Origin of the sequence: Pseudomonas campi (assembly GCF_013200955.2) — a bacterium.
Lineage (GTDB): Bacteria > Pseudomonadota > Gammaproteobacteria > Pseudomonadales > Pseudomonadaceae > Aquipseudomonas > Aquipseudomonas campi.
This window is the reverse complement of sequence record NZ_CP053697.2, coordinates 3,216,507-3,239,254: the sequence shown is the minus strand read 5'-3', so window position 1 is coordinate 3,239,254 and position 22,748 is coordinate 3,216,507. Positions and strand designations below refer to the sequence as shown.

Annotated in this window: 9 protein-coding genes; 8 read left to right on the top strand and 1 reads right to left on the bottom strand. The window is 66.4% G+C overall.

What is annotated here, in order from left to right; all coding sequences use genetic code 11:
• Positions 1-57 precede the first annotated feature (57 nt).
• From HNE05_RS15005 to HNE05_RS14975, 7 genes are read left to right on the top strand one after another with little or no spacing between them, the layout of a single operon-like run.
• On the top strand, positions 58-8,082 hold the full coding sequence (locus HNE05_RS15005) for a type I polyketide synthase (protein WP_219637197.1): 8,025 nt from the start codon (positions 58-60) through the stop codon (positions 8,080-8,082).
• A gap of 5 nt (positions 8,083-8,087) precedes the next feature.
• Positions 8,088-12,731 (top strand): type I polyketide synthase, encoded by a 4,644-nt coding sequence (locus tag HNE05_RS15000; protein ID WP_173208819.1) that lies wholly within the window; start codon positions 8,088-8,090, stop codon positions 12,729-12,731.
• On the top strand, positions 12,724-13,038 hold the full coding sequence (locus HNE05_RS14995; RefSeq protein WP_173208817.1) for an acyl carrier protein: 315 nt from the start codon (positions 12,724-12,726) through the stop codon (positions 13,036-13,038). The genes HNE05_RS15000 and HNE05_RS14995 overlap by 8 nt, the downstream gene beginning before the upstream one ends.
• Positions 13,035-14,645, top strand: coding sequence for an alkaline phosphatase family protein (locus HNE05_RS14990; protein WP_173208815.1), 1,611 nt, complete (start codon positions 13,035-13,037; stop codon positions 14,643-14,645). The genes HNE05_RS14995 and HNE05_RS14990 overlap by 4 nt, the downstream gene beginning before the upstream one ends.
• A gap of 4 nt (positions 14,646-14,649) precedes the next feature.
• On the top strand, positions 14,650-15,723 hold the full coding sequence (locus HNE05_RS14985; RefSeq protein WP_173208813.1) for an alpha/beta fold hydrolase: 1,074 nt from the start codon (positions 14,650-14,652) through the stop codon (positions 15,721-15,723).
• Positions 15,724-15,729: 6 nt separating this feature from the next.
• Positions 15,730-17,244, top strand: a complete 1,515-nt coding sequence (locus HNE05_RS14980; protein ID WP_173208811.1) for a hypothetical protein — start codon at positions 15,730-15,732, stop codon at positions 17,242-17,244.
• Complete coding sequence (locus HNE05_RS14975) at positions 17,241-19,754, top strand: HlyD family secretion protein (RefSeq protein WP_173208808.1); 2,514 nt, start codon at positions 17,241-17,243, stop codon at positions 19,752-19,754. The genes HNE05_RS14980 and HNE05_RS14975 overlap by 4 nt, the downstream gene beginning before the upstream one ends.
• Before the next feature lie 146 nt (positions 19,755-19,900).
• Here the strand turns inward: HNE05_RS14975 and HNE05_RS14970 are convergent, their stop codons facing one another.
• Entirely contained in the window at positions 19,901-21,163 is a 1,263-nt protein-coding gene (locus HNE05_RS14970) for an NAD(P)/FAD-dependent oxidoreductase (RefSeq protein ID WP_173208806.1), read from the bottom strand.
• A 171-nt stretch (positions 21,164-21,334) separates the two neighbouring features.
• Between HNE05_RS14970 and chrA the strand changes: the two genes are divergently transcribed.
• Entirely contained in the window at positions 21,335-22,690 is a 1,356-nt protein-coding gene (chrA, locus tag HNE05_RS14965; RefSeq protein WP_420827010.1) for a chromate efflux transporter, read from the top strand.
• Positions 22,691-22,748: the final 58 nt, after the last annotated feature.

Below are 22,748 nucleotides of genomic sequence, written 5' to 3'. Positions count from 1 at the left end.
GGCGTCCTCGATCTGGAGCTCGCGGGCTGTGCGGTGCAGGGCGTCGAGCAGTTGGCTGTGCTCGCCCAGCATGCCGGGCCGCACGGCTTTGGCGTGCGTCTGGGCGATTTTGATCGCGCGCTGCACGATGCTCTGGTGCGTCAGGCGGGCACTGGTTTGTGTCTGCTGGTGGTGGGTGGCGAGCAGTTCAGCCCGTGGCGCGATAGCCTGCCAGCCCTGCGTGCCCGCGGTGTGCGCGTGCTGCTCGAGTTGTCGAGCAGCGCGCCGCTTGAGCCAGACCTGCTCGCTGCCGTTGATGGCCTGATCCTCAAGGGCCACGAAGCCGCCGGTTTCGTTGGCGAAAGCAGCTGCTTCATTCTCGCCCAGCACTGGCGCCAACAGAGTGACTTGCCACTCTACCTGCGTGGCGGCATCACCCCGCACACCGCCGCTGCCGCCGCCGTTGCCGGATGTGCGGGCGTAGTGCTGGACAGTCAGGTCCTGCTGCTGCAGGAGTCGCCGGTCGCCAGTGAGCTGTTCCCCCATCTGCGCAGCCTGTCCGGCAGCGAAACAGTCGCCGCCGGCAACGGCGAGTTCGGCTGTTACTGCCGGGTACTGCTGCGTCCCGGTTTTGCCACGGCCAAGGCCTTTGTCGCCGCGGCGGAATGTCTCACTCCCGCCGAATTGCGCGCGCGGGTGCTGGCCGAAATCAACTGGCGCGAGCCAGCCGCCGGGTTGCTGCCGCTGGGCCAGGATGTGGCATTCGCGGCTGCCTGGCAGAAACAGTACGGCAGCCTGGCGCAACTGCTCCAGGCCATCGATAACGCGGTGCAGAACAACCCGCAGGCTGCCCTGAAAGCGCGGGCGATCCAGGCCGATGCGCCACTGGCCCAGGCCCTGGGCCTGCCGTTGCCGCTGGTGCAGGGGCCGATGAGCCGGGTCTCGGACAAGGCCGAATTTGCCGAAGCCGTAGCCAGTGGTGGGGCGCTGCCGATGCTGGCCCTGGCCCTGCTCAAGGGCAAGCCGCTGGATGATTTGCTGAACAAGACCCACCAGCTGCTCGCCGGCCGACCCTGGGGTATCGGCCTGCTGGGCTTCGCCCCGCAAAGCCTGCTCGACGAGCAGATTGCCGCGGCCAAGCCCTACCAGCCCAACTACGCCATCATCGCCGGCGGTCGCCCGGACCAGGCAGTGCGCCTGGAGCAGTCGGGCATCCCGTCCTTCCTGCATGTGCCGTCGGCCAACCTGATCCCGATGTTCCTCAAGGAAGGGGCGCGGCGCTTCATCTTCGAGGGCCGCGAGTGCGGCGGGCATGTCGGCCCGCTGAGCAGCTTCGTGTTGTGGAGCAGCATGATCGACCGCCTGCTCGACGAGATCAAAGGCGGCGTGCCGGCGGCCGAGATCCAGGTGCTGTTCGCCGGTGGCATCCACGATGCCCGTTCCTCGGCCATGGTTCAGACCATGGCGGCGCCTTTGCTGGCGCTGGGCGTCAAGGTCGGCATGCTGATGGGCAGCGCCTACCTGTTCACCCGTGAAATCGTCGGCTCCGGCGCCATAGTTTCGACTTTCCAGCAGCAGGCCATCGACTGTGCGCGCACGGTCAACCTGGAGTCCGGCACCGGACATGCCAGCCGCTGCGCCTACACCCCGTTCGCCGCCGCGTTCTTCGCTCGCCGCAACGAGCTCAAGCAGCAGGCTGTGCCCGCCGACGAGGCGCGCGAGCAGCTCGACGATCTGATCCTCGGTCGCCTGCGCCTGGCTTCCAAGGGCAGCATGCGCATCGGTGAAGAGGCCAAGCTCAAGGTCTTCAGCGAGGACGAGCAAGTCGCCGACGGCATGTACATGATCGGCCAGGTCGCCACCCTGCGCGCCGCCGTTACCGATATCGCCAGCCTGCACCACAGCGTCACCGACGAGGCACTGGCCCTGCTCGAAGCGCATGTGCAGGCCCAGGACGAGCTGGCGCCGCTGAGCGGCGATCCGGCGGATATCGCCATTATCGGCATGGGCTCGGTGCTGCCAGGCTCGAAGACCCCGCGCGAGTACTGGCACAACATCCTCAACAAGGTCGACGCGATCACCGAAATCCCGGCCCATCGCTGGGACTGGCGCCTGTACTTCGACGAGAACCGCAGCACCCCGGACAAGATCTACTCGCGCTGGGGCGGCTTCCTCGACGACATGGTCTTCGATCCAACCCGTTACGGCATGCCGCCGAAATCCATCGAGTCGGTCGACCCGATGCAGCTGATGGCCCTGGACATAGCCCGCCAGACCCTCAGCGACGCCGGCTACGAGCAGCGTGGCTTCAATCGCGAGAAGGCCTCGGTAATCATCGGCGCCAGCGGCGGTGCCGGCGACGTCGGCATGCAGTACGGCCTGCGCTCCGAGCTGCCGCGTTTTTCGGGCGAGCTGCCGAGCGCGATCGCCGAGCGCCTGCCGGAATGGACCGAAGACACCTTCGCCGGCATCCTGATCAACGTCATGGCCGGGCGCATCGCCAACCGCCTGGACTTCGGCGGAGTCAACTTCGCCACCGACGCCGCTTGCGCCTCGTCCCTGGCGGCGATCTATCAGGGCATCAACGAACTGCTCTCCGGCCGTAGCGATCTGGTTATCGCTGGCGGCGTGGATACCGTGCAGGGCCCGTTCGGCTACCTGTGCTTCAGCAAGACCCAGGCCCTGTCGCCGCGCGGCCGTTGCCGCACCTTCGACGAATCGGCCGACGGCATCGTGATTTCCGAAGGCATCGCCATGCTCGCGCTCAAGCGCCTGAGCGATGCCGAGCGCGACGGCGACCGCGTCTATGCGGTGATCAAGGGCATGGCCGGCAGCAGTGACGGCAAGGCCAAGGGCCTCACCGCGCCGTTGCCTGCCGGGCAGTTGCGCGCCATGCGCCGGGCCTACCAGCAGGCCGGCTTCGGCCCGGAAAGCGTCGGCCTGTTCGAGGCCCACGGCACCGGCACGGTGGCCGGCGACACCGCCGAACTGGACAGCACCACCTCGCTGTTGCGCGAAGCCGGCAGCCGACCGGCGCAAGCCGTGGTCGGCTCGGTGAAGACCATGATCGGTCACACCAAGGCCACCGCCGGCGTGGCTGGGATGATCAAGGCGGCCCTGGCCCTGCATCACAAGACCCTGCCGCCGCACCTCGGCGTGCAATCGCCGAACGCGGTATTGAAGGCCGCCGACAGCCCGCTCTGCGTGCTGGATGAGGCGCAGCCCTGGCTGGTCAATGGTGAGCAGCCGCGCCGCGCCGCGGTCAGCGCTTTCGGTTTCGGTGGCACCAACTTCCACGCGGTATTGGAAGAGTACGCGGGCGAATATCGGCCCTGGTTGCAGCCTAGCGTCAGCGATGCCTGGGCGGCCGAGCTGCTGCTGTGGCGCGCCGCCAGTCGTGAGCAGTTGCACAGTCAGGTTGCCGCGCTGCAGCAGCAACTGGCGGCGCCGGGCAAGGTGGCGTTAGCCGATATCGCCTGCCACCTGGCGGCCAACCTTGGCAGCGGTATGCACAGTCTGGCCCTGGTGGTCGGTAGCCTCGACGAGTTGGCCGACAAGCTGGACAAGGCGCAGCGACGCCTGGCCGGTGAGGCGTTGATCGACCCGAGCATTCAGCTGGGCGACAGCCTGGTCGAGGCCGGTCAGGTCGCCGTGCTGTTCCCCGGCCAGGGGTCGCAGAACATCCACATGCTGCGCGAAGTCGCCGTGCTGTTCCCGGCCGTGGCCGAGACCCTGGCTGCCGCCGACCAGCAGTTGCAGGGCACTACCGAGCGCTTTGCCGACAAGCCGCTGAGCCAGTTCATCTACCCGCGTAGCTGTTATGACGAGGCTGCGCGCCAGGCCGCCAGTGCGGCGCTGACCAGCACCGACATCGCCCAGCCGGCCCTCGGCGTGGTCGAGGCCGGCCTGTGGCGCCTGCTGCAGGAACTGGGCGTCAGCGCCGACATGGCCGCCGGGCACAGTTATGGCGAGTTCGTCGCCCTGTTCGCTGCCGGGCACATCGATTTTCCCACCCTGATCAGCCTGTCCGAGGCGCGTGGTCGCTTCATCGTCGAGGCCGCTGCCAGTGCTGGCAGCGAGCTGGGCAGCATGGCCATGGTGCAGGCGCCGCGAGCGGTGGTCGAGGCCAGCATCGGCCATCTGCCGGACGTGCTGGTGGCCAACCACAACGCGCCGGAGCAGAGCATCATTTCCGGCTCCCAGGCCGGTATCGCCAGCGCCCTGCAGGCCTTCCAGGCGGCCGGGCTGAATGCCAGCGCCATCCCGGTGGCGGCGGCCTTCCATTCGCCCTTCGTCGCCCCGGCGCAGTCGTTGCTGGCCGCGGCCATCGATGCGGCCAACTGGCAGCCGGGCAGCATGCCGGTGTACTCCAACAGCACGGCCGCGCTGCATAGCAGCGAGACGGCGCAACTCAAGGCGAGCATGGCCGAACACCTGGTCAAGCCGGTCGAGTTCGTCGCCCAGGTCGAAGCCATGTATGCCGCCGGTGCTCGCGTATTCATCGAGGTCGGGCCCAAGGCCGTGCTCAGCCGTCTGGTTGGGCGCATCCTCGACGGTCGCGCGCACCAAGCCATCGCCCTGGATGAGCGTGGCGCGGGCATCACCAGCCTGTTGACCGCCCTGGCCCGGTTGTTCTGCCTGGGTGTCAGCTTCAAACCCACCGCACTGTTCGCCCGCCGCGCTTGCCTGCGCAGCAGCAATGGCCGTCTCGACGGCCTGTGGCAGGACGCCAGCCTGCCCAAGCAGGCCTGGCTGCTCAACGGCAGCGGCGCCCGTCGCGCCAGCGCCGCGCAGCGGCAGATCGGCGTACGCCAGGGCGAAGTACTGCCGGCCGCGCCCAGCGAGCCACGCACACTGGTCGCAGCGGTCGCCCAACCCCTTTCAATTCCCGTCCCCCAACGCGCAGCGCAGGCTGCACCCCGAGTCAAGGAGAGGCTGGTCATGTCTGAAACAACGGCTCCCAACGGTGACGAAATGTCATCGGTGATGGCGGAGTATTTCGCCACCATGCGCCAGTTCCTGGAAACCCAGGAGCGGGTGCTCAACACCTTCATGGCCGGTGGTGCTGCGGCCAGCCAGCCGCGTGCCATGCCGGCAGCGGCTGCTCCGGCGCGTCGCCCGGCACCCGCTGCGGCACCGGCGCGTGTCGCGGTCGCACCGGCTCCGGTGGCGATGCCGGTGGCTGCCCCCGTGGTTGCCGCGCCTGCTCCGGTTGCTGCGGCGCCGGCCGTGGTTGCGCCAGCTCCGGCTGCGCCGGCTGCTCCTGCCGCCGCTCCGGCGCAGGTGGCGGGTGCCAAGATGAAGGACATCCTGCTGTCCATCGTCGAGGAACGCACCGGTTACCCGAGCGACATGGTCGGCCTGGAACAGAACCTCGAAGCCGACCTCGGCATCGATTCGATCAAGCGCGTGGAAATCGTCGGTGCCCTGCTGCAGACCCTGCCGCCGGCCTACGGCAGTGCCCTGGGCGAGGCGCGTAGCGAGCTGAACACGCGAGCGACGCTGGCCGACATGCTCAAGCTGCTGCAAAGCCTGGAGGTCGGCGAGGCGGCAGTCCCTTTTGATTTGGCCGGGGCGAACCCGATAGCTGCCACCCCCGTGGTCAGCCATTCGCCCCGGCATGTCGTGATTGCCGAAGCAGAAGAAATTCCGGCCAACGCCCTGCGCCAGTTCGAGCCCGGTTACTTCGTCATTACGGCGGACAACCACGGCCTGGCGCTGCGCCTGCAAGAGTGGCTGGAGCAGCGCGGCTGCACGGTGTCGTTGCTGGCACCGAGCCTTCTGGCCGATGAAGCGGCGCTGCTGGCCTGGTGCCGGGAGACCGCCGCCAATCCGGACAAGGTGGTCGCCGGCGTGATCCACCTGGCGGCGCTGGGCGCCCATGCCTTGCCGCGCGATGCGCAGCTGGGCAGCTGGCAGCGTGAGCTGCTGGTCAACGAGAAGTCGCTGTTCCTGATTTTGCATGCCCTGGCCGCGCAGCTGCGTAGCGATGCCCATGTGATGGCGGTCAGCGGCCTGGGTGGCCTGTTCGGTCGCGGTGACGCGTCGGCAGAGGCCAGCCTCAGCCTGCAGGGCGGCAGCAGCGGCCTGATCAAGTCCGTGCGTGAAGAGCGCCCGACTCTGCGTACCCGCGCCATCGATCTCGATCCGGCGCTGGCGGCTGCCGAGCAGCTGGCCATCATCAGCGCCGAGCTGCAGCTGGTCGGCGGGCGCCAGGAAGTCGGCTATCCGGGTGGGCAGCGCACGCTGTTCCGCACCCAGGCCCATGAAATTGCCAGCAGCGATCTGCTGCCGCCACTGAATAATGCCGTGGTCCTGGCCACCGGCGGCGCCCGCGGTATCACCGCCGAGGTGCTGCGCGACCTGGCCCGGCCGGGCAATGTGCTGATACTCACCGGACGCAGCGAGTTGCACGAGGAAGATCCGGCCACCGCCGGCCTCGACAGCCAGAACGCCCTGCGCCAGTACTTCATCGGCGAAGTGCGCGCCGGTCGCCTGCAGCTCAGCCCGGCGGACGTGCAGCGCAAGGTGGCGGCCATCGTCGCCCTGCGCGAGATGCACAGCAATATCGCCGACCTGCGCCAGGCTGGCGCCACGGTCGAGTACATCGCCGTCGACGTCACCCATGAGCCCGCCGTGCAGGCCCTGTTGATTGGCTTGCGCGAGCGCTATGGCAAGGTCAGTGGGGTGGTGCATGGCGCCGGGGTGATCGAAGACAAGTTGCTGGAAGACAAGAGCGCGGAAAGCTGGATGCGCGTGGTCGGCACCAAGGTCAACGGCATGCTGCTGCTGCAGAAGTATGTGGACGTGGCCGAGCTGGAATTCTTCGCCGTGTTCAGCTCGGTGGCCGGCCGGTATGGCAACAGCGGCCAGCTGGACTACGCCACCGCCAACGAGCTGATGAACCGCCTGTGCTGCCAGCTGCAACGGCAGTGGGGCGAACAGGTCAACGTGGTGTCGCTGAACTGGGGCCCCTGGGGCGCGACCAAGTTCGGCGCCGGCATGGTCACCGCCGACACCGAGAAGAAATTTGCCGACAAGGGCGTGGCCCTGGTCACTGCCGCCCAGGGTCGCCAGTTGTTCAGCGAAGCCCTGCGCCTGCGCGGCGCGCATGCAGTGGAAGTGATCGCCGGCGGCGGTCCCTGGGAGCAGCACGAGGCCGACATCGGCCGCTTGTTCGAGGCCGAAGCTGGTGCGGCGCAGGGTGGCATCAACCAGCCGCTGCTGACCCACGGCCGCATCGAGCATGGCGACAAGGGCACCGAGGTGCTCACCTTCACCATCGATACCGCCCACGGCTATCTGCAGGAACACTGCATCGACGGCATCCCGGTGCTGCCGGCGGCCGTGGCCCTGGAGATTGTCGCCGAGGCCGCCAGTGTCATGTGGCCGGGCTGGGTGGTCGCCGAGGTGGCCGAGTTCCGCCTGCTCAAGGGCGTGCAACTGAACGAGCCGACCCAGACCCTGGCCGTGGTGATCAACCCGCCGACCTACGCCAGCAGCGAAGGCTTCGACGCCAGCCTGACCATCCGTTCGGGCAGCGGCAAGACCCAGCGCATCCACTACCGTGCTGCGGTGAAGATGGCCCAGCAACTGCCGGAAGCGCCGCTGCATCGTCCCGGCGAATACCGCGAGCGTGAGCTGCCGGTGGCCAAGGCTTACCAGGAGTGGCTGTTCCACGGCCCGCGCTTCCAGGTGATCCGCGCCATCAACGGTCTGTCCAGTCAGGGCGCAGCCGCGCTGATGTGCCCCAGCTCGCCGCAACAGTGGCTGAGCGGTGCGCCAGCGCAGCAGCAGTGGATCGTCGACCCGGCGGTGCTCGATGCGGCGCCGCAGATGGCCCTGCTGTGGGCGCGCACCTTCCACGACGGCTCGGCACTGCCGGCGCAGTTCGGTCGGGTGATCCGCTACGTCGAGCAGTTGCCGGAGCGCTTTCACATGGACTTCCAGTGCCTGCCCGGTGAGGCCCAGCAGGTGCGCGCCAACGTGTTCTTCACCGATGACGACGGCAAGTTGCTGCTGCTGATCGAGGAGCTGGAGTGCATCGTCGATGCTCGCCTCAATCGCCTCGGCGGCACCCACCTGCGCAAGGAAACCGAGTGAGCCGCATGAGCCAGCCAGCCAACCAGCCGATCGCCATCATCGGCATGGCCTGCATCTTTCCGCAGGCCCCGGATATCGCCAGCTTCTGGCGCAATATTCTCGCCGCCACGGATGCCGTGAGCGAACCGCTGGCCGAGTGGGAAGCCTCGCGTTACCTGGATTCCGGGCGCATCGAAACCCAGTTTGGCGGCTTTCTCAATGACCTCTACCGCTTCGATCCGCGCGAGTTCGGCATCATGCCCAACTCGGTGGACGGCGGTGAACCGGACCAGTTCCTCGCCCTCAAGGTGGCCCGTGACGCGCTGCTCGATGCTGGCTACCTGAGCGACGAACACGATCACCGCGACACCGGCATCATCCTCGGCCACAGCACCTACCTGCACCGTGGCCAGGTCAGCCATATCCAGAATCACATCGTCCTCGACCAGACCCTGGAACTGCTCAAGGCGGCCCAGCCGAGCCTCAGCGACGATGACCTGGCGCGCCTGCGCGCGGCGCTGCAGAAGAAGCTGCCGCCGTCCAACACCGACATCGCCCCGGGCCTGGTGCCCAACGTGATGACCGGGCGCATCGCCAACCGCCTCAACCTCAAGGGGCCGAACTACATCGTCGATGCCGCCTGTTCCTCTTCGCTGCTGGCGGTCAATGCGGCCATGGACGAACTGCGCAACGGCCGCAGCCAGCTGATGATCGCCGGTGGGGTGAATGCCTCGCTGCCGGCCGAAGTCTCGGTGATCTTCACCCAGCTCGGTGCCTTGAGTGGGCGCAAGAAAGTCCGCCCGTTCGAGCAGGGCAGCGATGGCACCCTGCTCGGAGAAGGCCTGGGCATGGTGGTGCTCAAGCGCCTCGACGACGCCCTGGCCGATGGTGATCGCATCTATTCGGTGATCCGTGGCATCGGTCAGGCCAGTGACGGTCGCGGCACCGGCCTGCTGGCGCCGAGCGAGGAGGGCGAGGCCCTGTCGATCCGCCGCGCCTACGAGGGCAGTGGCGTGGAACCGGCCAGCATCTCGCTGATCGAGGCCCACGGCACCGGCATCCCGCTGGGCGACAAGACCGAGATCGCCGCCCTGCGCAGTGTGCTCGGCGCGCGCCAGGGCCTGCTCGGCAGCGTGGCGATCGGTTCGGTCAAGTCGATGATCAGCCACTGCATCCCGGCCGCCGGCATCGCCGGATTGATCAAGACCAGCCTGGCCCTGCACCACAAGATCCTGCCGCCGACCCTCTGTGGCACGGTCAATCCCGAGCTGCAGATCGAGCAGACGCCGCTCTACGTCAACACCGCCAGCAAGCCGTGGATTGCCAAACCGGATGCGCCACGGCGCGCCGGGATCAACTCCTTCGGCTTCGGCGGGATCAACACCCACGCCATTCTCGAAGAGGCGCCGAGCAGTGCCCTGCGCCCGCCGAGCCTGGGTCAGCGCGACTGCGAACTGTGCGTGTTCGCCGCCGACTCCACGGCGGCGCTGCTGCAGGATATCCAGCAGGTGCTGGGCTATATCGCCGCCAACCCGAGCCTGCGCCTGGCCGACCTGGCTGCCACCCTGGCCGCCCGCGACTGCAGCGGCAAGCCGGTGCGCCTGGCCGTGCTGGTCGCCGACCTGGCCGAGCTGGACAAGAAGCTGCAGCAAGCGGCGAAGAAGGTCGCCGAAGGCAAGTCGCCGCGCTGGATGACCCGCACCGGTCTGTCCTTCTGCAGCCAGCCGCTGGACGGCAAGCTGGCCTTCATCTTCCCCGGCGAGGGCTCGCAGTACCTGAACATGTTCAGCGACCTGGCCCAGCAGTTCGGCGAAGTGCGCGAGTGGTTCGATTTCTGGCAGGGCCTCTACGACGAGCAGGCCGGCTCGGGCCGCAGCGACATCCTGTTCCCGCCGCAGAGCGAGCTGAACGATGCGCTGCGCGGCCAGCTGGAGGCGCGCCTGTTTGATATGGATGTCGGCTCGGAAGCCATCTTCGTCGCCAGCCAGGCCATGTTCAGCCTGCTGCGCGCCCTGGCCGTGGAGCCGGACGTGATGCTCGGCCACAGCACCGGCGAGTCTTCGGCGCTGGCTGCTTCCGGCACCATGGCTTTCAGTGACCGCCAGCAGCTGGCCGACTTTATCCGCGAGCTGAACAAGGTCTACCGTGGCGTGCTGGATGCCGGCGACATCGCCACCGGCGCGCTGCTCACCGTCGGCGCCATGAGCCGCGCGCAGGTCGAGCAGCACATTGCCGCCAGCGGCGAGGCGGTGGTGGTGGCGATGGACAATTGCCAGAACCAGCTGGTGCTGTTCGGCAGCCAGGAAGCGATTGCCGGTTTGCTCAAGACCTTGAGCGAGGAGGGCGGCATCTGCGCCCTGCTGCCATTCGACCGTGCCTATCACACGCCGCTGTTCGCCCCGGTCAGCACGGCCTTCCTCAAGTACTACCAGGCGGTCGGCCTGCAGACGCCGAAGACCCCGCTGTATTCCTGCGCCAGCGCCGACCTGTTCCCGGCGGCGGCGGAGCAGGTCTGCGAGCTGGCGGCGGCGCAGTGGTCGAATACCGTGCGTTTTCGCGAAACCATCGCCAACATGCACCGCGATGGCGTGCGCTACTTCATCGAGGTCGGCCCGTCGGGCAACCTCACCGGTTTCGTCAACGACATCCTCGGCGGCAGCGAGTACGTCGCGCTGGCCTCCAACGCGCGCAAGCGCAGCGGCATCGAGCAGTTGTTCAGCGTGCTCGGCGCGCTGTTCGTCAACGGCAAGACGGTCGATCTGGGCAAGCTGTTCCGCGGCAGCAACTGCCGGGTGCTCGACCTTGAGCAGCCGCTGGTCGAACCCAAGCGTGGCCTGCTGATCAAGAACACCATGCCTTTCGTCCATGTGGATGCCGAGATCGCCCAGGTGCTGCGCGAAATCATGGCCCCCACGGCGGCGCAGCCTGTCGCTCTTGCGCCCGTGTCTGTGGCGGGGGCGCCGATCGCCACGCCGCTGCTCGGCGAGATCCAGCAACTGGGCACGGACAAACTCATCGCGCAATGCCCGCTGTGGTCGACCGATCGCTTCCTCGCCGACCATGTATTGTCCGGCCCGTCTTCCTACCATCAGCCCGAGCTGCAAGGCCTGGCCTGCGTGGCGATGATGGCCAGCCTGGAGATCATGGCCGAGGCATGCGCCGTGCTGGCCGGCAGCCGGGCGATCAACCTGATCGAGAATGTCCGCGCTTTCGACTGGGTCGCCCTGGATCGCGGCGAGCTGACCTTGCAGGTCGAGGCCGAGTGCCTGGACGCCCAGGCGCGCCTGTATGGCGCCAGCCTGTTCAACGCCGGCAGCAAGGTGATGAGCGCCGAGTTCCGGATCGCCGCGCCCCTGACCGGCACGCCGCTGGCGCCACTGGCGGCGGCCGAGGCCTACCGCTGGGCGGATGCCGAGCTGTACACCACCGGCATGTTCCATGGCCCGCTGTTCCAGAGTATCGCCGGCATCCACGGCTGGTCGGGCGAAGGCATCGACGCGGCGCTGGCCTCCTGCAGTCTGGAAGGTTTCATCCAGGACGGCGAGCCCTGCGACCTGGTGCTCAACCCGGTGCTGCTGGATGCCCTCGGTCAGCTGGCCGCTTTCTGGCTGGCGCAGCAGGTCGGCACCGACTTCAACAGTTTCCCCTCGCACATTGCCCGCATCGAACTGCATGCAGCGGTGCCGGCCGATATCGCTGGCGCCCAGTTGCGCGGTCGCCAGCAGCCGCAGGGCGGTGCCGAGCAGGGCCTGGGCGCACCACGGGTGTGGGATTTCGACTGCCTGCACGAGGGGCGTCTGCTGCTGCGTGCCAGCGGCTTCTCCAACATCTTCTTCCCGGTGCCCAACGCCTTCTACCAGCTGCGCCGCGAGCCCATGAACGGCTGGCTCGGCGCACCGCTGGCAAGCGGCGCGGCGACCCTGGTCAGTGCCGAAGAGGTGCTGCTGTGGCAGCTCAATTACCTGGCGGATGACTTCTGCAAGCAGTCGGCGGCGATCTTCCTGCGCATCCTCGCCCACGCCATCCTCGCCGAGGACGAGCGTCCCGAGTGGGAAGCCGTGCGTCACACGCGCAAGGCCCGCGAGTGGCTGCACGGCCGTCTGTGCCTGAAGGAAGCGACGCGCTACTACCTCTACCAGCAGACCGGCGAGCTGCTCTGCCCGGCGGATATTTTGGTGTGGCACGACGAACTCGGCGCGCCCTATGTCGACGGCTGGTGGAACGGCCAGTGGCTGGATGCACCGAGCGTGTCGCTGACCCATGACCGCCACGGCTGCCTGGCAGCGCTGGTGCCGGTCGGGCGCATCGGTGTGGATGCCGAACGCCTGGATCGTCTGCAACGACCGGAGCTGGTGGCCGGCTCGTTCAGCGCCTACGAGCAGCAGGCGCTGGAGAGCGTGGCGGGCGAGCAGCGCGGCGAGCTGATTCTGCGCACCTGGTGCGCCAAGGAAGCCGCCGCCAAGTACCTCGGTTGTGGCCTGCAGGGCGCGCCGGAGCGTTTCGAGGTGCTGTTCGGCGACGACTGGACGTTCGCCACGGTGAGTTTCGCGGGGTCTGCCGAGCAGGCGCCCGCACAAATAAGTGTGGCCCTGGAAGTGCAAGGCGATCTGTTGATCTCCCTGGCCGGGGCCGAGTTGGATTATCAGGAATTTGGAGTAGCCAATGGCTGAAGCTGTCGCAGTGGGTCTGGATAAAAGCAGTATCGAGAAGACCCTGATCCACATCGTCGAGGACCTGACCCAGGACTGGGGCATCGAGCTGGATGACGCCGTCAGCAGCCAGACCCGTCTGGTTGCCGACATGGAGTTCGCCTCGGTCGACATCATTCAGCTGATGGTGGCCATCGAAGAGCATTACAACCGCCCGAAAATGGGCTTCCAGGACCTGCTGATGAACGACGGCAGTTACGTCGATGATCTTTCCATTGGCCAGGTGATCGACTTCGTTCACGCAAAACTCACAGGAGTGCCGGCATGACCACACGTACATTGTTCATCGGGATGGATGGGTGCACCTTCACCATCCTCGACGACCTCACGGTAGAGAAGGACGGTCGTCCTGCGGTCATGCCGTTCCTCGGCGGCCTGATGGCCCGCGGCACGCGCAGCGAGCTGCGCTCCACGCCCAACCCGCTGACCCCGCCGGCCTGGGTCTCGCTGATGACCGGGCGCAGCCCGGGCAACCACGGCCTGTTGGATTTCATCCGCGCCGAGGAACGTGGCGAAGACGTGTTCTTCACCCTCTATGATTCGCGCGACAACCTGGCGGAAACCATCTGGTCGATCGCCAGCCGCCAGGAACGCCGCGTCGCCGTGCTCAACCTGCCGTTCACCGCGCCACCACCCAAGGACCTCAACGGTTTCATGGTGCCGGGCTTCATCCCGTGGCGGCACCTGCGCCGCAACACCGTGCCGGCCAACTTCTATGACCGCCTCAAGGAAGAACTGCCGGACTTCAATCCCAAGGAGCTGGCCTGGGACTTCGAGCAGGAGAAGCAGGCAGTCGACCACCTGACCGACGAAGACCGCGAGAACTGGGTGCGTTACCACCTGCCGCGCGAAAAACAGTGGTTCGAGATCGCCAAGTTCCTGCTCAAGGAAGAAGCCCCGGAGCTGATGGCCGTGATGTTCGACGGCGTCGACAAGCTGCAGCACCAGGCGTGGCTGTTCCTCGACCCGGCCCTGCAGCACGACGGTGTCAGCGACTACCACAAGCGCATGCGCGCCCTGTGCCTGGATTACTTCCGCCAGCTCGACGGGTTCATCGAAGAGCTGGTGACCATGGCCGGCCCGGATGTGCAGGTGTTCATGGCTTCCGACCACGGTTTCACCGCCACCACCGAAGTGGTGCGGATCAACGCCTGGCTGTTCGAGAAGGGCTACCTGCACTGGAAGGAAGTGCTCGATCCGGACTCCGAGGCCGCCAAGCGCCGCGAGGACAGCATGTTTGCCAACCTCGATTGGACCAAGACCACCGCCTACTGCCGCACACCGTCGAGCAACGGCATCAATATCCGTGTGGCACGCAATCCGGGCGAGACCGGGATCAAGCCGGAAGACTACGAGGCGTTCCGTGAACAGCTGATCCTCGATATCAAGGCGCTCAAGGACCCGCTCACCGGCGAGAGCATCGTCAGCGAAATCCACCTGCGCGAAGAAGTCTTCGCCGGCCCGGCGATGATGGATGCGCCGGACCTGCTGCTGGTGCTGCGCGACTTCGGCTTCGTCTCGATCAAGAACAAGCTGCCGATCGTCGAGCCGCGTGAAGAACCGGCCGGTACCCACCACCCGGATGGCATCTTCATCGCCTGCGGCCCAGGCATCCGCAAGGGTGTGAAGATCGACCGTCGGCACATCTGCGACGTCGGCGCGACCCTGCTCTACAGCCAGGGCCTGGAAGTGCCCGGTGACTTCGAGGGCAAGGTGCCGGCCGACATGTTCATCAAGCCCTGGCTGAACCAGAACCCGATCCGTATCGGCGAGTCGACCCGCGGGGTGAACAAGGACGAAAACGCCGAAGACATGGCCGACGACGAGAAGGAAAAGATCATGGCCCAGTTGCAGATGCTCGGGTACATGGAATAACGCTATGGCGATGGCCGAGGTCAATGGCATCAAGCTGCACTACCAGCAGCTGGCATGCGAGCGTGAAGGCGGCGAGGTCGAGGATGTGGTGCTGATCCACGGCCTCGCCGCCAACCTGGCATTCTGGTACATGCAGGTCGGCCATGCGCTGGCCCGCAACTACCGGGTGACCATGTATGACCTGCGCGGCCACGGTCGTTCCAGCATGAGCGCAGAGGGCTACACCCCGGCTAACCAGGCCGAGGACCTGCGCCTGCTGCTGGAACACCTGGGCATAGAACGGGCGCACTTCATCGCCCACAGCTTCGGCGGGGTGATTGCGCTGAGCCTGGCCTGTGCCCATCCGCAGCGTATTTCCAGCCTGACCATCGCCGATACCCACATCGCGGCTATCCGCAATGTGGGCAGCGACTGGCGCTATGCCGAGCATATCCAGCGCATCCTCGACGATCACGGGATCGACCTGAATACCCGTGAGCCCTATTTCGGCTACCGCCTGCTCAAAGAGGCGGCAGCCCTGCAACTGAACCGGCAGGAATTGCCCGACGCCCTGCGCGAGCTGATCAACCCCTTGATGGGCAGCTCCGGCAAACGCACCGCCGACCAGTGGGTGAAACTGCTGGAAACCACCACGGCCCAGCATGAGCTGATGGGCGACGACGGCCTGGTGGTGGAGCGCCTGCGTGAGCTGGAGTTCCCCGTGCTGGCCATCTACGGCGAGCGCTCGCAGGCGGTGACTACCGGCGAGCTGCTGCTCAGCGTGTGGCCTGCAGCGGACTTTCGTCTGGTGCGCGGCGCCGGGCATTTCTTCCCGGCTTCGCGGCCGCAGAAGCTGATCCGCTCCTTCGAGTTCTTCCTGCGCAATGCCAGCCAGGCGAATGCACGCCAGCAGCGCTCATGCGATGAACTGCAGCAGCCGTTCTTTCGCAGCGACCGTCTCTTCAGCCAGGATGACCAGTGGTTCTTCACCACCCGCGAGGGCACGGAGGAGGGGCCTTTTGCCCAGTTCGAGGAGGCTCTGGCCCATCTCGACTCCTTCATCTCGCAGATGGTCGCGCGTAAAGCGCGGGCCCGGTAATCCAGCATGTTCAGCAGTACTAGCAAAGTTCGTGTACCGGCCGGCCTGAGCCAGGACGATTTCCAGCTGATCGCCCGCAACGGCTTCGGCGACGGGATCAATGCCTACGCCCATGCCATGGCCTGGTTCAACGACTACCTGTATATCGGCACCACCCGCGGCAACTTCCCGCTGATGAAGGCGCGCCTGCCGATCAGCATGGACCCCTGGCCGGTGGAGTGCCCGGCCAACCCCTTCGACCTCGACCTGCATGCCGAAATCTGGCGCTACGATCCGCGCAAGGACGAGTGGCGGCGCGTGTTCAAGGCACCGACCATCATCGGCAGCGACGGCTCGAAGATTCCTCGCGAGCTGGGCTTTCGCGGCATGTGCGTGTACCCGGGCAGCAAGGGCCGGCCGCCGGGCCTGTTCGTCAGTACCTGGTCGCCGGCCAAAGGCCCAGGCCCGCTGCTGCTGCGCACGGAAGACGGGCTGAACTTCACGCCGACCTGCGAACCGGGCCTGATGGGCCTGCCGGTGACCACCATTCGTACCATGGTGGCCTTCAAGGGTCGTATGTACACCACGCCGGCCGGCTCGCGCGGTGGCAACCCCAACGTCTCCTCGCACTCCATCGTCTACGAGAGCGAGGCGCCGGAGGATGGCCAGTGGCAGGCAGCGAGCGACTTCGGCTTCGGCGACGATGGCAACAAGACCATCTTCGAGATGTGCGCCTTCAATGATCACCTGTACGTCGGCACCTTCAATCTCAAGGGCTTCCAGGTCTGGCGCAGCACCTGCGAGAGCAAGCCCTACCACTGGGAGCGAGTGATAGCCGACGGCGCCGACCGCGGCCCGCTGAACCAGTCGGTGCTGAGCATGTACGCGTTCAAGGGCGCGCTGTATGTCGGCAGCGCCATCCAGGGCGGCGGTATCGATCGGCAGAATGGCGTCGGCCCGGCCGCCCCGGAGCTGATCCGCATCCACCCGGACAACAGCTGGGACCTGCTGGTCGGCGATGCGCGGATGACCGCCCACGGCTGGAAGGAGCCGCTGTCCGGCTACATGCCCGGCTTCGACAACTTCTTCAACGGCTACTTCTGGCGCATGGCCGAGCACGAGGGCTGGCTGTACTTGTCGACCTTCGACTGGAGTGGCCTGCTCGGCTACGCGCGGCGTGACAGCTGGCCGGCGCCGTTCCTCAATATCGTCAACAGCGTCGGCGAGGAGTTCATCTTCAATCGCCAGTCGGGGTTCGACCTGTACCGCAGCTACGACGGCGAGAACTGGGTGCCGGTGACCACCGATGGCATGGGCAACCCCTACAACATTGGCATGCGCACCATCGTTTCCTCGCCCTACGGCCTGTTCCTCGGGGCTGCCAACCCGTTTGGTCCGAAGGTCTGGCCGCTCGGTGGCGACCGTTATATCGACAACCCGCGCGGCGGCTGCGAAGTGTTCTTCGCCCCGCGCAAAGCCATGACCTCCGCCGCGCCCAGCGCCGGGATCCGTGATCGGTCAAAAGGAAGCCCTGCGCTATGAATGGCAATATTTCGGCCAAGCAACAAACCGACCTCGGCGACGCGCGCAAGATCGCCACGCCGCAGCTGCTGCGCAAGGGCCTCACGGTGTACCTGCGCAACGGCAAGCACGAGCCGCTGTATGTGGTGCGTGACCCGTCCAGTGAGCTGCACTGGGAGTTCGAGACCCGGCAGTTCTTCGTCCTCGAGATGCTCCAGGTCGACGAGGAGTTCGACGCCCTGGCGGCCAGCTACGAGCGGCGCTTTTCCAAGCCGTTCAGCCGCGATGATCTGCAAACCCTGCTGGTCAACCTGGTCGACCAGCGCCTGCTGGGGCTAGCGGCGGCGTCCCATCCGCTGATCGAGCCCTACCGCGAGAAGCTGCAGGCCGACCTGCAGCGCCTGCTCGAGGAGAAGGTCGCCAAGTTCCGCGACAAGACCCAGGCGCCGGGGGCCTCGCACGGGGCCAAGGCAGCAGTTGCCGCACCAGCGCCCACAGCGCGTGCGGGCGCCTCGAATGATGGTAAGGGCGCCGACGCCGACAAGCTGCAGGCCGGAGTGCGCGGCTTCGCCGGCATGGATGACACCCTGAAGATCCCGGTGTTCCATCTGTTCAACCCGCGCGCCATGCTCAAGACGCTGCTGGAGTGGGTCGAGCCGCTGAAGTACATGGTCTTCGTCCTGCCGCTGCTGCTGGTGATGGCCCTGGGCATCGTTATCAGCAACTTCAGTCTGGTGCAGAGCGATGCGCTCACCAGGCTCTCCGGGCTGGGGCCGATCGTCCAGCTGCTGTTCAGCCTGTTCACTGTCAACCTGCTGTGTACCCTGACCCTGGCCCTGACCGCGCAGAAGTACCGCGGTACGGTCAACAGCCTGTCCGTGGCGCTGATGCTCGGCTTCCTGCCACGCTTCATGCCGAAGATCAGCAACCTGATCGGCCTGACGCGGCGCGAGCGCCTGTGGCTGCATGCCGGCCCGGTGCTGATGCGCGCGACCCTGTTCAGCCTCGGCACCTTCATCTGGTACCTGACTCGCTCTTCCAGTGGCTCGCTGCCCACCATCGGCCTGGCGCTGGCGGTGGTCAGTGCGGTGGCCCTGCTGCTGACCCTTAACCCGCTGTCGAAAAGCAGTGGCTACCACCTGATCGCTGTCTTGCTGGACGAGCCGCAACTGCGTGGCAAGGCGTTCAAGGCGCTGTTCGGACGGATCAAGGGCAATGCCTACCGCGAGGCCAACGACACCGCGCTGATGGCCTACGGTTTGGCCTCGCTGCTCTATTCCACCCTGCTGTTCGTGGTGGCCGTGCTGATGGTCGGCAGCTGGCTGAAGCTGAATTTCAATGGCACCGGGGTGCTGCTCTGCGTGTTGCTGGTCGGCTACCTGAGTGTGCTGACCTACCGCAAGTTCAGCTCGGCCAACGAGATGTACGAGCGTGCCCTGCAGTACGAGCGCTGGAAGCGCCGCCGCCTGCCGGAAGACGTGGAGAACAAGATCAACCTCAAGCCGGCTAACAAGCTGGTGCGCTACACCCGCCGGGTATTGCTGCTGTCGCTGCTGATTTGTCTGTTCCTGCCCTATCCCTACGAACCGGGCGGCTCCTTCGTGATCCTGCCGGTGGAGCAGCAGCAGGTCGCCACCGATATCGATGGCATCGTCACTGAAGTCCTGTTCAACGGTGGTGAGGAAGTCCAGGCCGGCCAGGTGCTGGCCCGTCTGGCCACCGGCGACTATGAAAGCCAGATGCGCATTGCCGAGGCGCGGATTGCCGAAGAACAGGCCCTGGTCGCCGAGCTGAAGGCGCGCCCGCGTGCCGAGGAAGTCGCGGTGGCCGAGCAGAGCCTGCAGATGGCGCGGACCCAGGCGCAGTTCAGCCTGTCCAACCACAAGCGCCACGCCACCCTGCTGGCCAAGGGCGGGGTGTCTGCGCAGCAGGCCGAGCAGGCCCAGCGTCAGTACGAAGTGGACATCATGGCGATCCGTGTCTCCGAGGCCAACCTGGCCCTGGTCAAGAGCGGTGCCACGCCTGACTCGATTGCCGCCGCCGAGGCCCAGGTACAGCGCTGGCGCAGCGAGCGTGAGATGTACCAGGCGAAGATCGAGCGCTCGCTGCTGCGCGCACCGATGTCCGGCAAGCTGATCACCCTGCTGCTCAAACAGAAGACCGGCAAGTACCTCGGCCCTGGCGAGACCTTTGCGGTGATCGAGAAGTCCGAGCAGGTGTTTGCCGAGATCGAGGTCCCGGAAACCGAGATCGGCTACGTGCAGGAAGGCGCGATGCTCAAGGTCAAGCCGCTGGCCTATTCCGATCGCTATTTCGACGGCAAGGTCACGCAGATTGACGCCAATGTGATCGAGAAAACCGGTGGCAAGTACGTCAAGGTGCTGACCGTGATCGAGAACGCCAAGGGCGAGCTGAAGTCAGGCATGACCGGCTACGCCAAGGTCGGCAGCGAGGAGTTGCCGGTGTGGAAGGCCTTCACCCGGGCGATCTTCCGCTTCATCGATGTCGAGCTGTGGTCGTGGATTCCGTGATGGTTCCAAGCGCCGCGCGATAGGTGTTACACGGGGGCAACAGGCGGCGTAGCCCGGATGCAATCCGGGGAAACCAGCAGCTCCGTTCCCGGATTGCATCCGGGCTACAAAAAACCGGCCAATCGGCCGGTTTTTTCATTCCTGGCTCAGGCCGTCGGGGGCGGCAGCAATTCCTTCAGCGGCTTGCTGTCATCGGCCAGCTGCGCGGCGCTGAGGACGATGCCCTCGGCGATCAGGCGCTTGGCGGCCATGAAGTCCTGCGGGCGGTTGACCGTGTCGGCGGCGATGACCTTGCCGTCCTTCAGGTAGAAGGCCGAGAAGCTGTCGCTGTCCGGCGTGCCGCGCAGCACCAGCTGCTGATAGTCCTGGGACAGGCCGACCATCTTCAGTTTCAGCTCATACTGGTCGGACCAGAACCAGGGCACCGAGGCATAGGCCTTGAGCTTGCCGTTGATCGCGGCGGCGGCGCAGCGCGACTGCTCCAGGGCGTTGGGCACCGACTCCAGGCGCAGGCGGCGGCCGAGCAGGGCGTTGGGGTGGTTGGTGCAGTCGCCGGCGGCGTAGATGTCCGGGTCCGAGGTCTGCGCGTACTCGTTGACCAGGATGCCGTTGTCCACCGCAAGGCCTGCGGCGGCGGCCAGCTCGGTATTGGCGAGCAGGCCGATGCCGACTACCACCAGGTCAGCCGGGATACGCGTGCCGTCGCTGCACAGCACGGCGCTGACGGCCTGGCCGCTGGCGTCCAGCTCCAGGTCACTGACCTGCACGTTGGTGCGGATCTGTACCCCGGCTTCGCGGTGCTTGCGCTCGTAGTAGGCCGACAGCTCGGCGGCGGTGACCCGCTGCAGCACCCGCGGCATGGCTTCCAGGACCTGCACCTGGAGACCCTGCTGCACGGCGCTGGCGGCCACTTCCAGGCCGATATAGCCGCCGCCGACTATCACCAGGCGCTTGCCCGGAGCCAGCTGGCTGCGGATCAGTTCGACATCGTCGAGGGTGCGCAGGTAGTGGAAGTTGCTGCAGGCCTCGGCAGCCTTGGCCTGGGGCACGGCCAGCGGACGCGGGCGGCCGCCGGTAGCGATGACCAGCTTGGCGTAGGCCAGGCTGCGACCATCGGCCAGTTGCACGCGCTTGTTGGCCCGGTCGATGGCTTCGACGCGCACGCCGCTGAGGATTTCCACATTGGCCTTGTCGTAGGCCGCCTGCGGGCGGATGGACAGGCTGCTCTTCTCGACACTGCCGGCCAGGTAGGCCTTGGACAGCGGTGGGCGGTGGTAGGGCAGGTGCGCTTCCTCGCCGATCAGCAGAATGCGTCCGCTCCAGCCTTCGTTGCGCAGGCTGACGGCCAGTTCGCCGCCGGCGTGGCCGGCGCCGATGATGAGGGCGGTGGAGGATGCAGCGTCTGTCATGGAGAACCTCGGGCAGCAGGGAAAGCAGATAGGCGCATAGTTTATGCATCCGCGGCGCTGGCGTCCCTGCCGAACATGCCATTTTCCCGTCCGCACCTGCCGCGTCGAGCGGCTGTCACGGCTTTGTGAGAGCATTTACGGCATCGACTGGTCTGGATGGGGGCAAGGATGATGGGAGAGGCACAAGCGGTGAGCGAGGTTGCCGACAAACCGGCCGAGGTGAGCCTGCTGCAGGCCCTGTGGTTCTGGCTCAAGCTGGGCTTCATCAGTTTCGGCGGGCCGGCCGGGCAGATTTCGCTGATGCACCAGGAACTGGTCGAGCGGCGCCGCTGGATTTCCGAGCGGCGTTTCCTGCATGCCCTCAACTACTGCATGTTGCTGCCCGGGCCCGAGGCCCAGCAACTGGCCACCTACATCGGCTGGCTGCTGCACCGCAGCTGGGGTGGGGTGATCGCCGGGGCGCTGTTCGTGCTGCCCTCGCTGTTCATCCTGATCGGTCTGTCCTGGGTCTATATCGCCTTCGGTGATGTGCCGCTGGTGGCCGGGATCTTCTACGGCATCAAGCCGGCGGTGACCGCCATCGTGGTGCAGGCGGCGCATCGCATCGGTTCACGGGCGCTGAAGAACAACTGGCTGTGGGGCATCGCCGCGGCGTCCTTTGTCGCCATCTTCGCCCTCAACCTGCCGTTCCCCTTGATCGTGCTGGGCGCCGCCGTGCTCGGTTTCCTTGGCGGGCGCCTGGCGCCGCAGCATTTCGCTGTCGGTGGCGGGCACGCGGCGGCCGGCAAGTCCTACGGCCCGGCGCTGATCGACGACGACACACCGGCGCCGGCCCATGCGCGCTTTCGCTGGTCGCGCCTGCTCGCCCTGCTGCTGCTCGGTGCCGCCCTGTGGTTGCTGCCCATGGGTCTGCTGTTCGCGCTGTATGGCTGGGACGGCACGCTGACGCAGATGGCCTGGTTCTTCACCAAGGCGGCGCTGCTGACTTTTGGTGGCGCCTATGCGGTGCTGCCCTACGTCTACCAGGGGGCGGTCAGCCACTATGGCTGGCTGAGCCCGACGCAGATGATCGACGGCCTGGCCCTGGGTGAGACCACGCCGGGGCCGCTGATCATGGTGGTGGCCTTCGTCGCGTTCGTCGGCGCCTACCTGCAGCCGGTGTTCGGCGGCGACTCGGCATTCGTCAGTGGGGCCGTGGCGGCGAGCCTGGTGACCTGGTTCACCTTCCTGCCGTCCTTCCTGTTCATTCTGATCGGCGGGCCGCTGGTGGAATCGACCCACAACGAGCTGAAGTTCACCGCCCCGCTGACCGCGATTACCGCCGCAGTGGTCGGGGTGATCCTCAACCTGGCGCTGTTCTTTGCCTACCATGTGCTGTGGCCACAGGGCTTTGCCGGGGTCTTCGACTGGCCATCGGCGTTGCTCGCGGTGGCCGCCGGGGTGGCGTTGTTCGGCTTCAAACGAGGGGTGATCGAGGTGTTGCTGGCCTGCGCCGCTGCCGGCCTGCTGGTGCATTTGCTGCGGTAGTTCGGTTGACCCGAGGCGACCTTTCCTCTATTCAAACAGTAGCGTTTCACAAACAGGA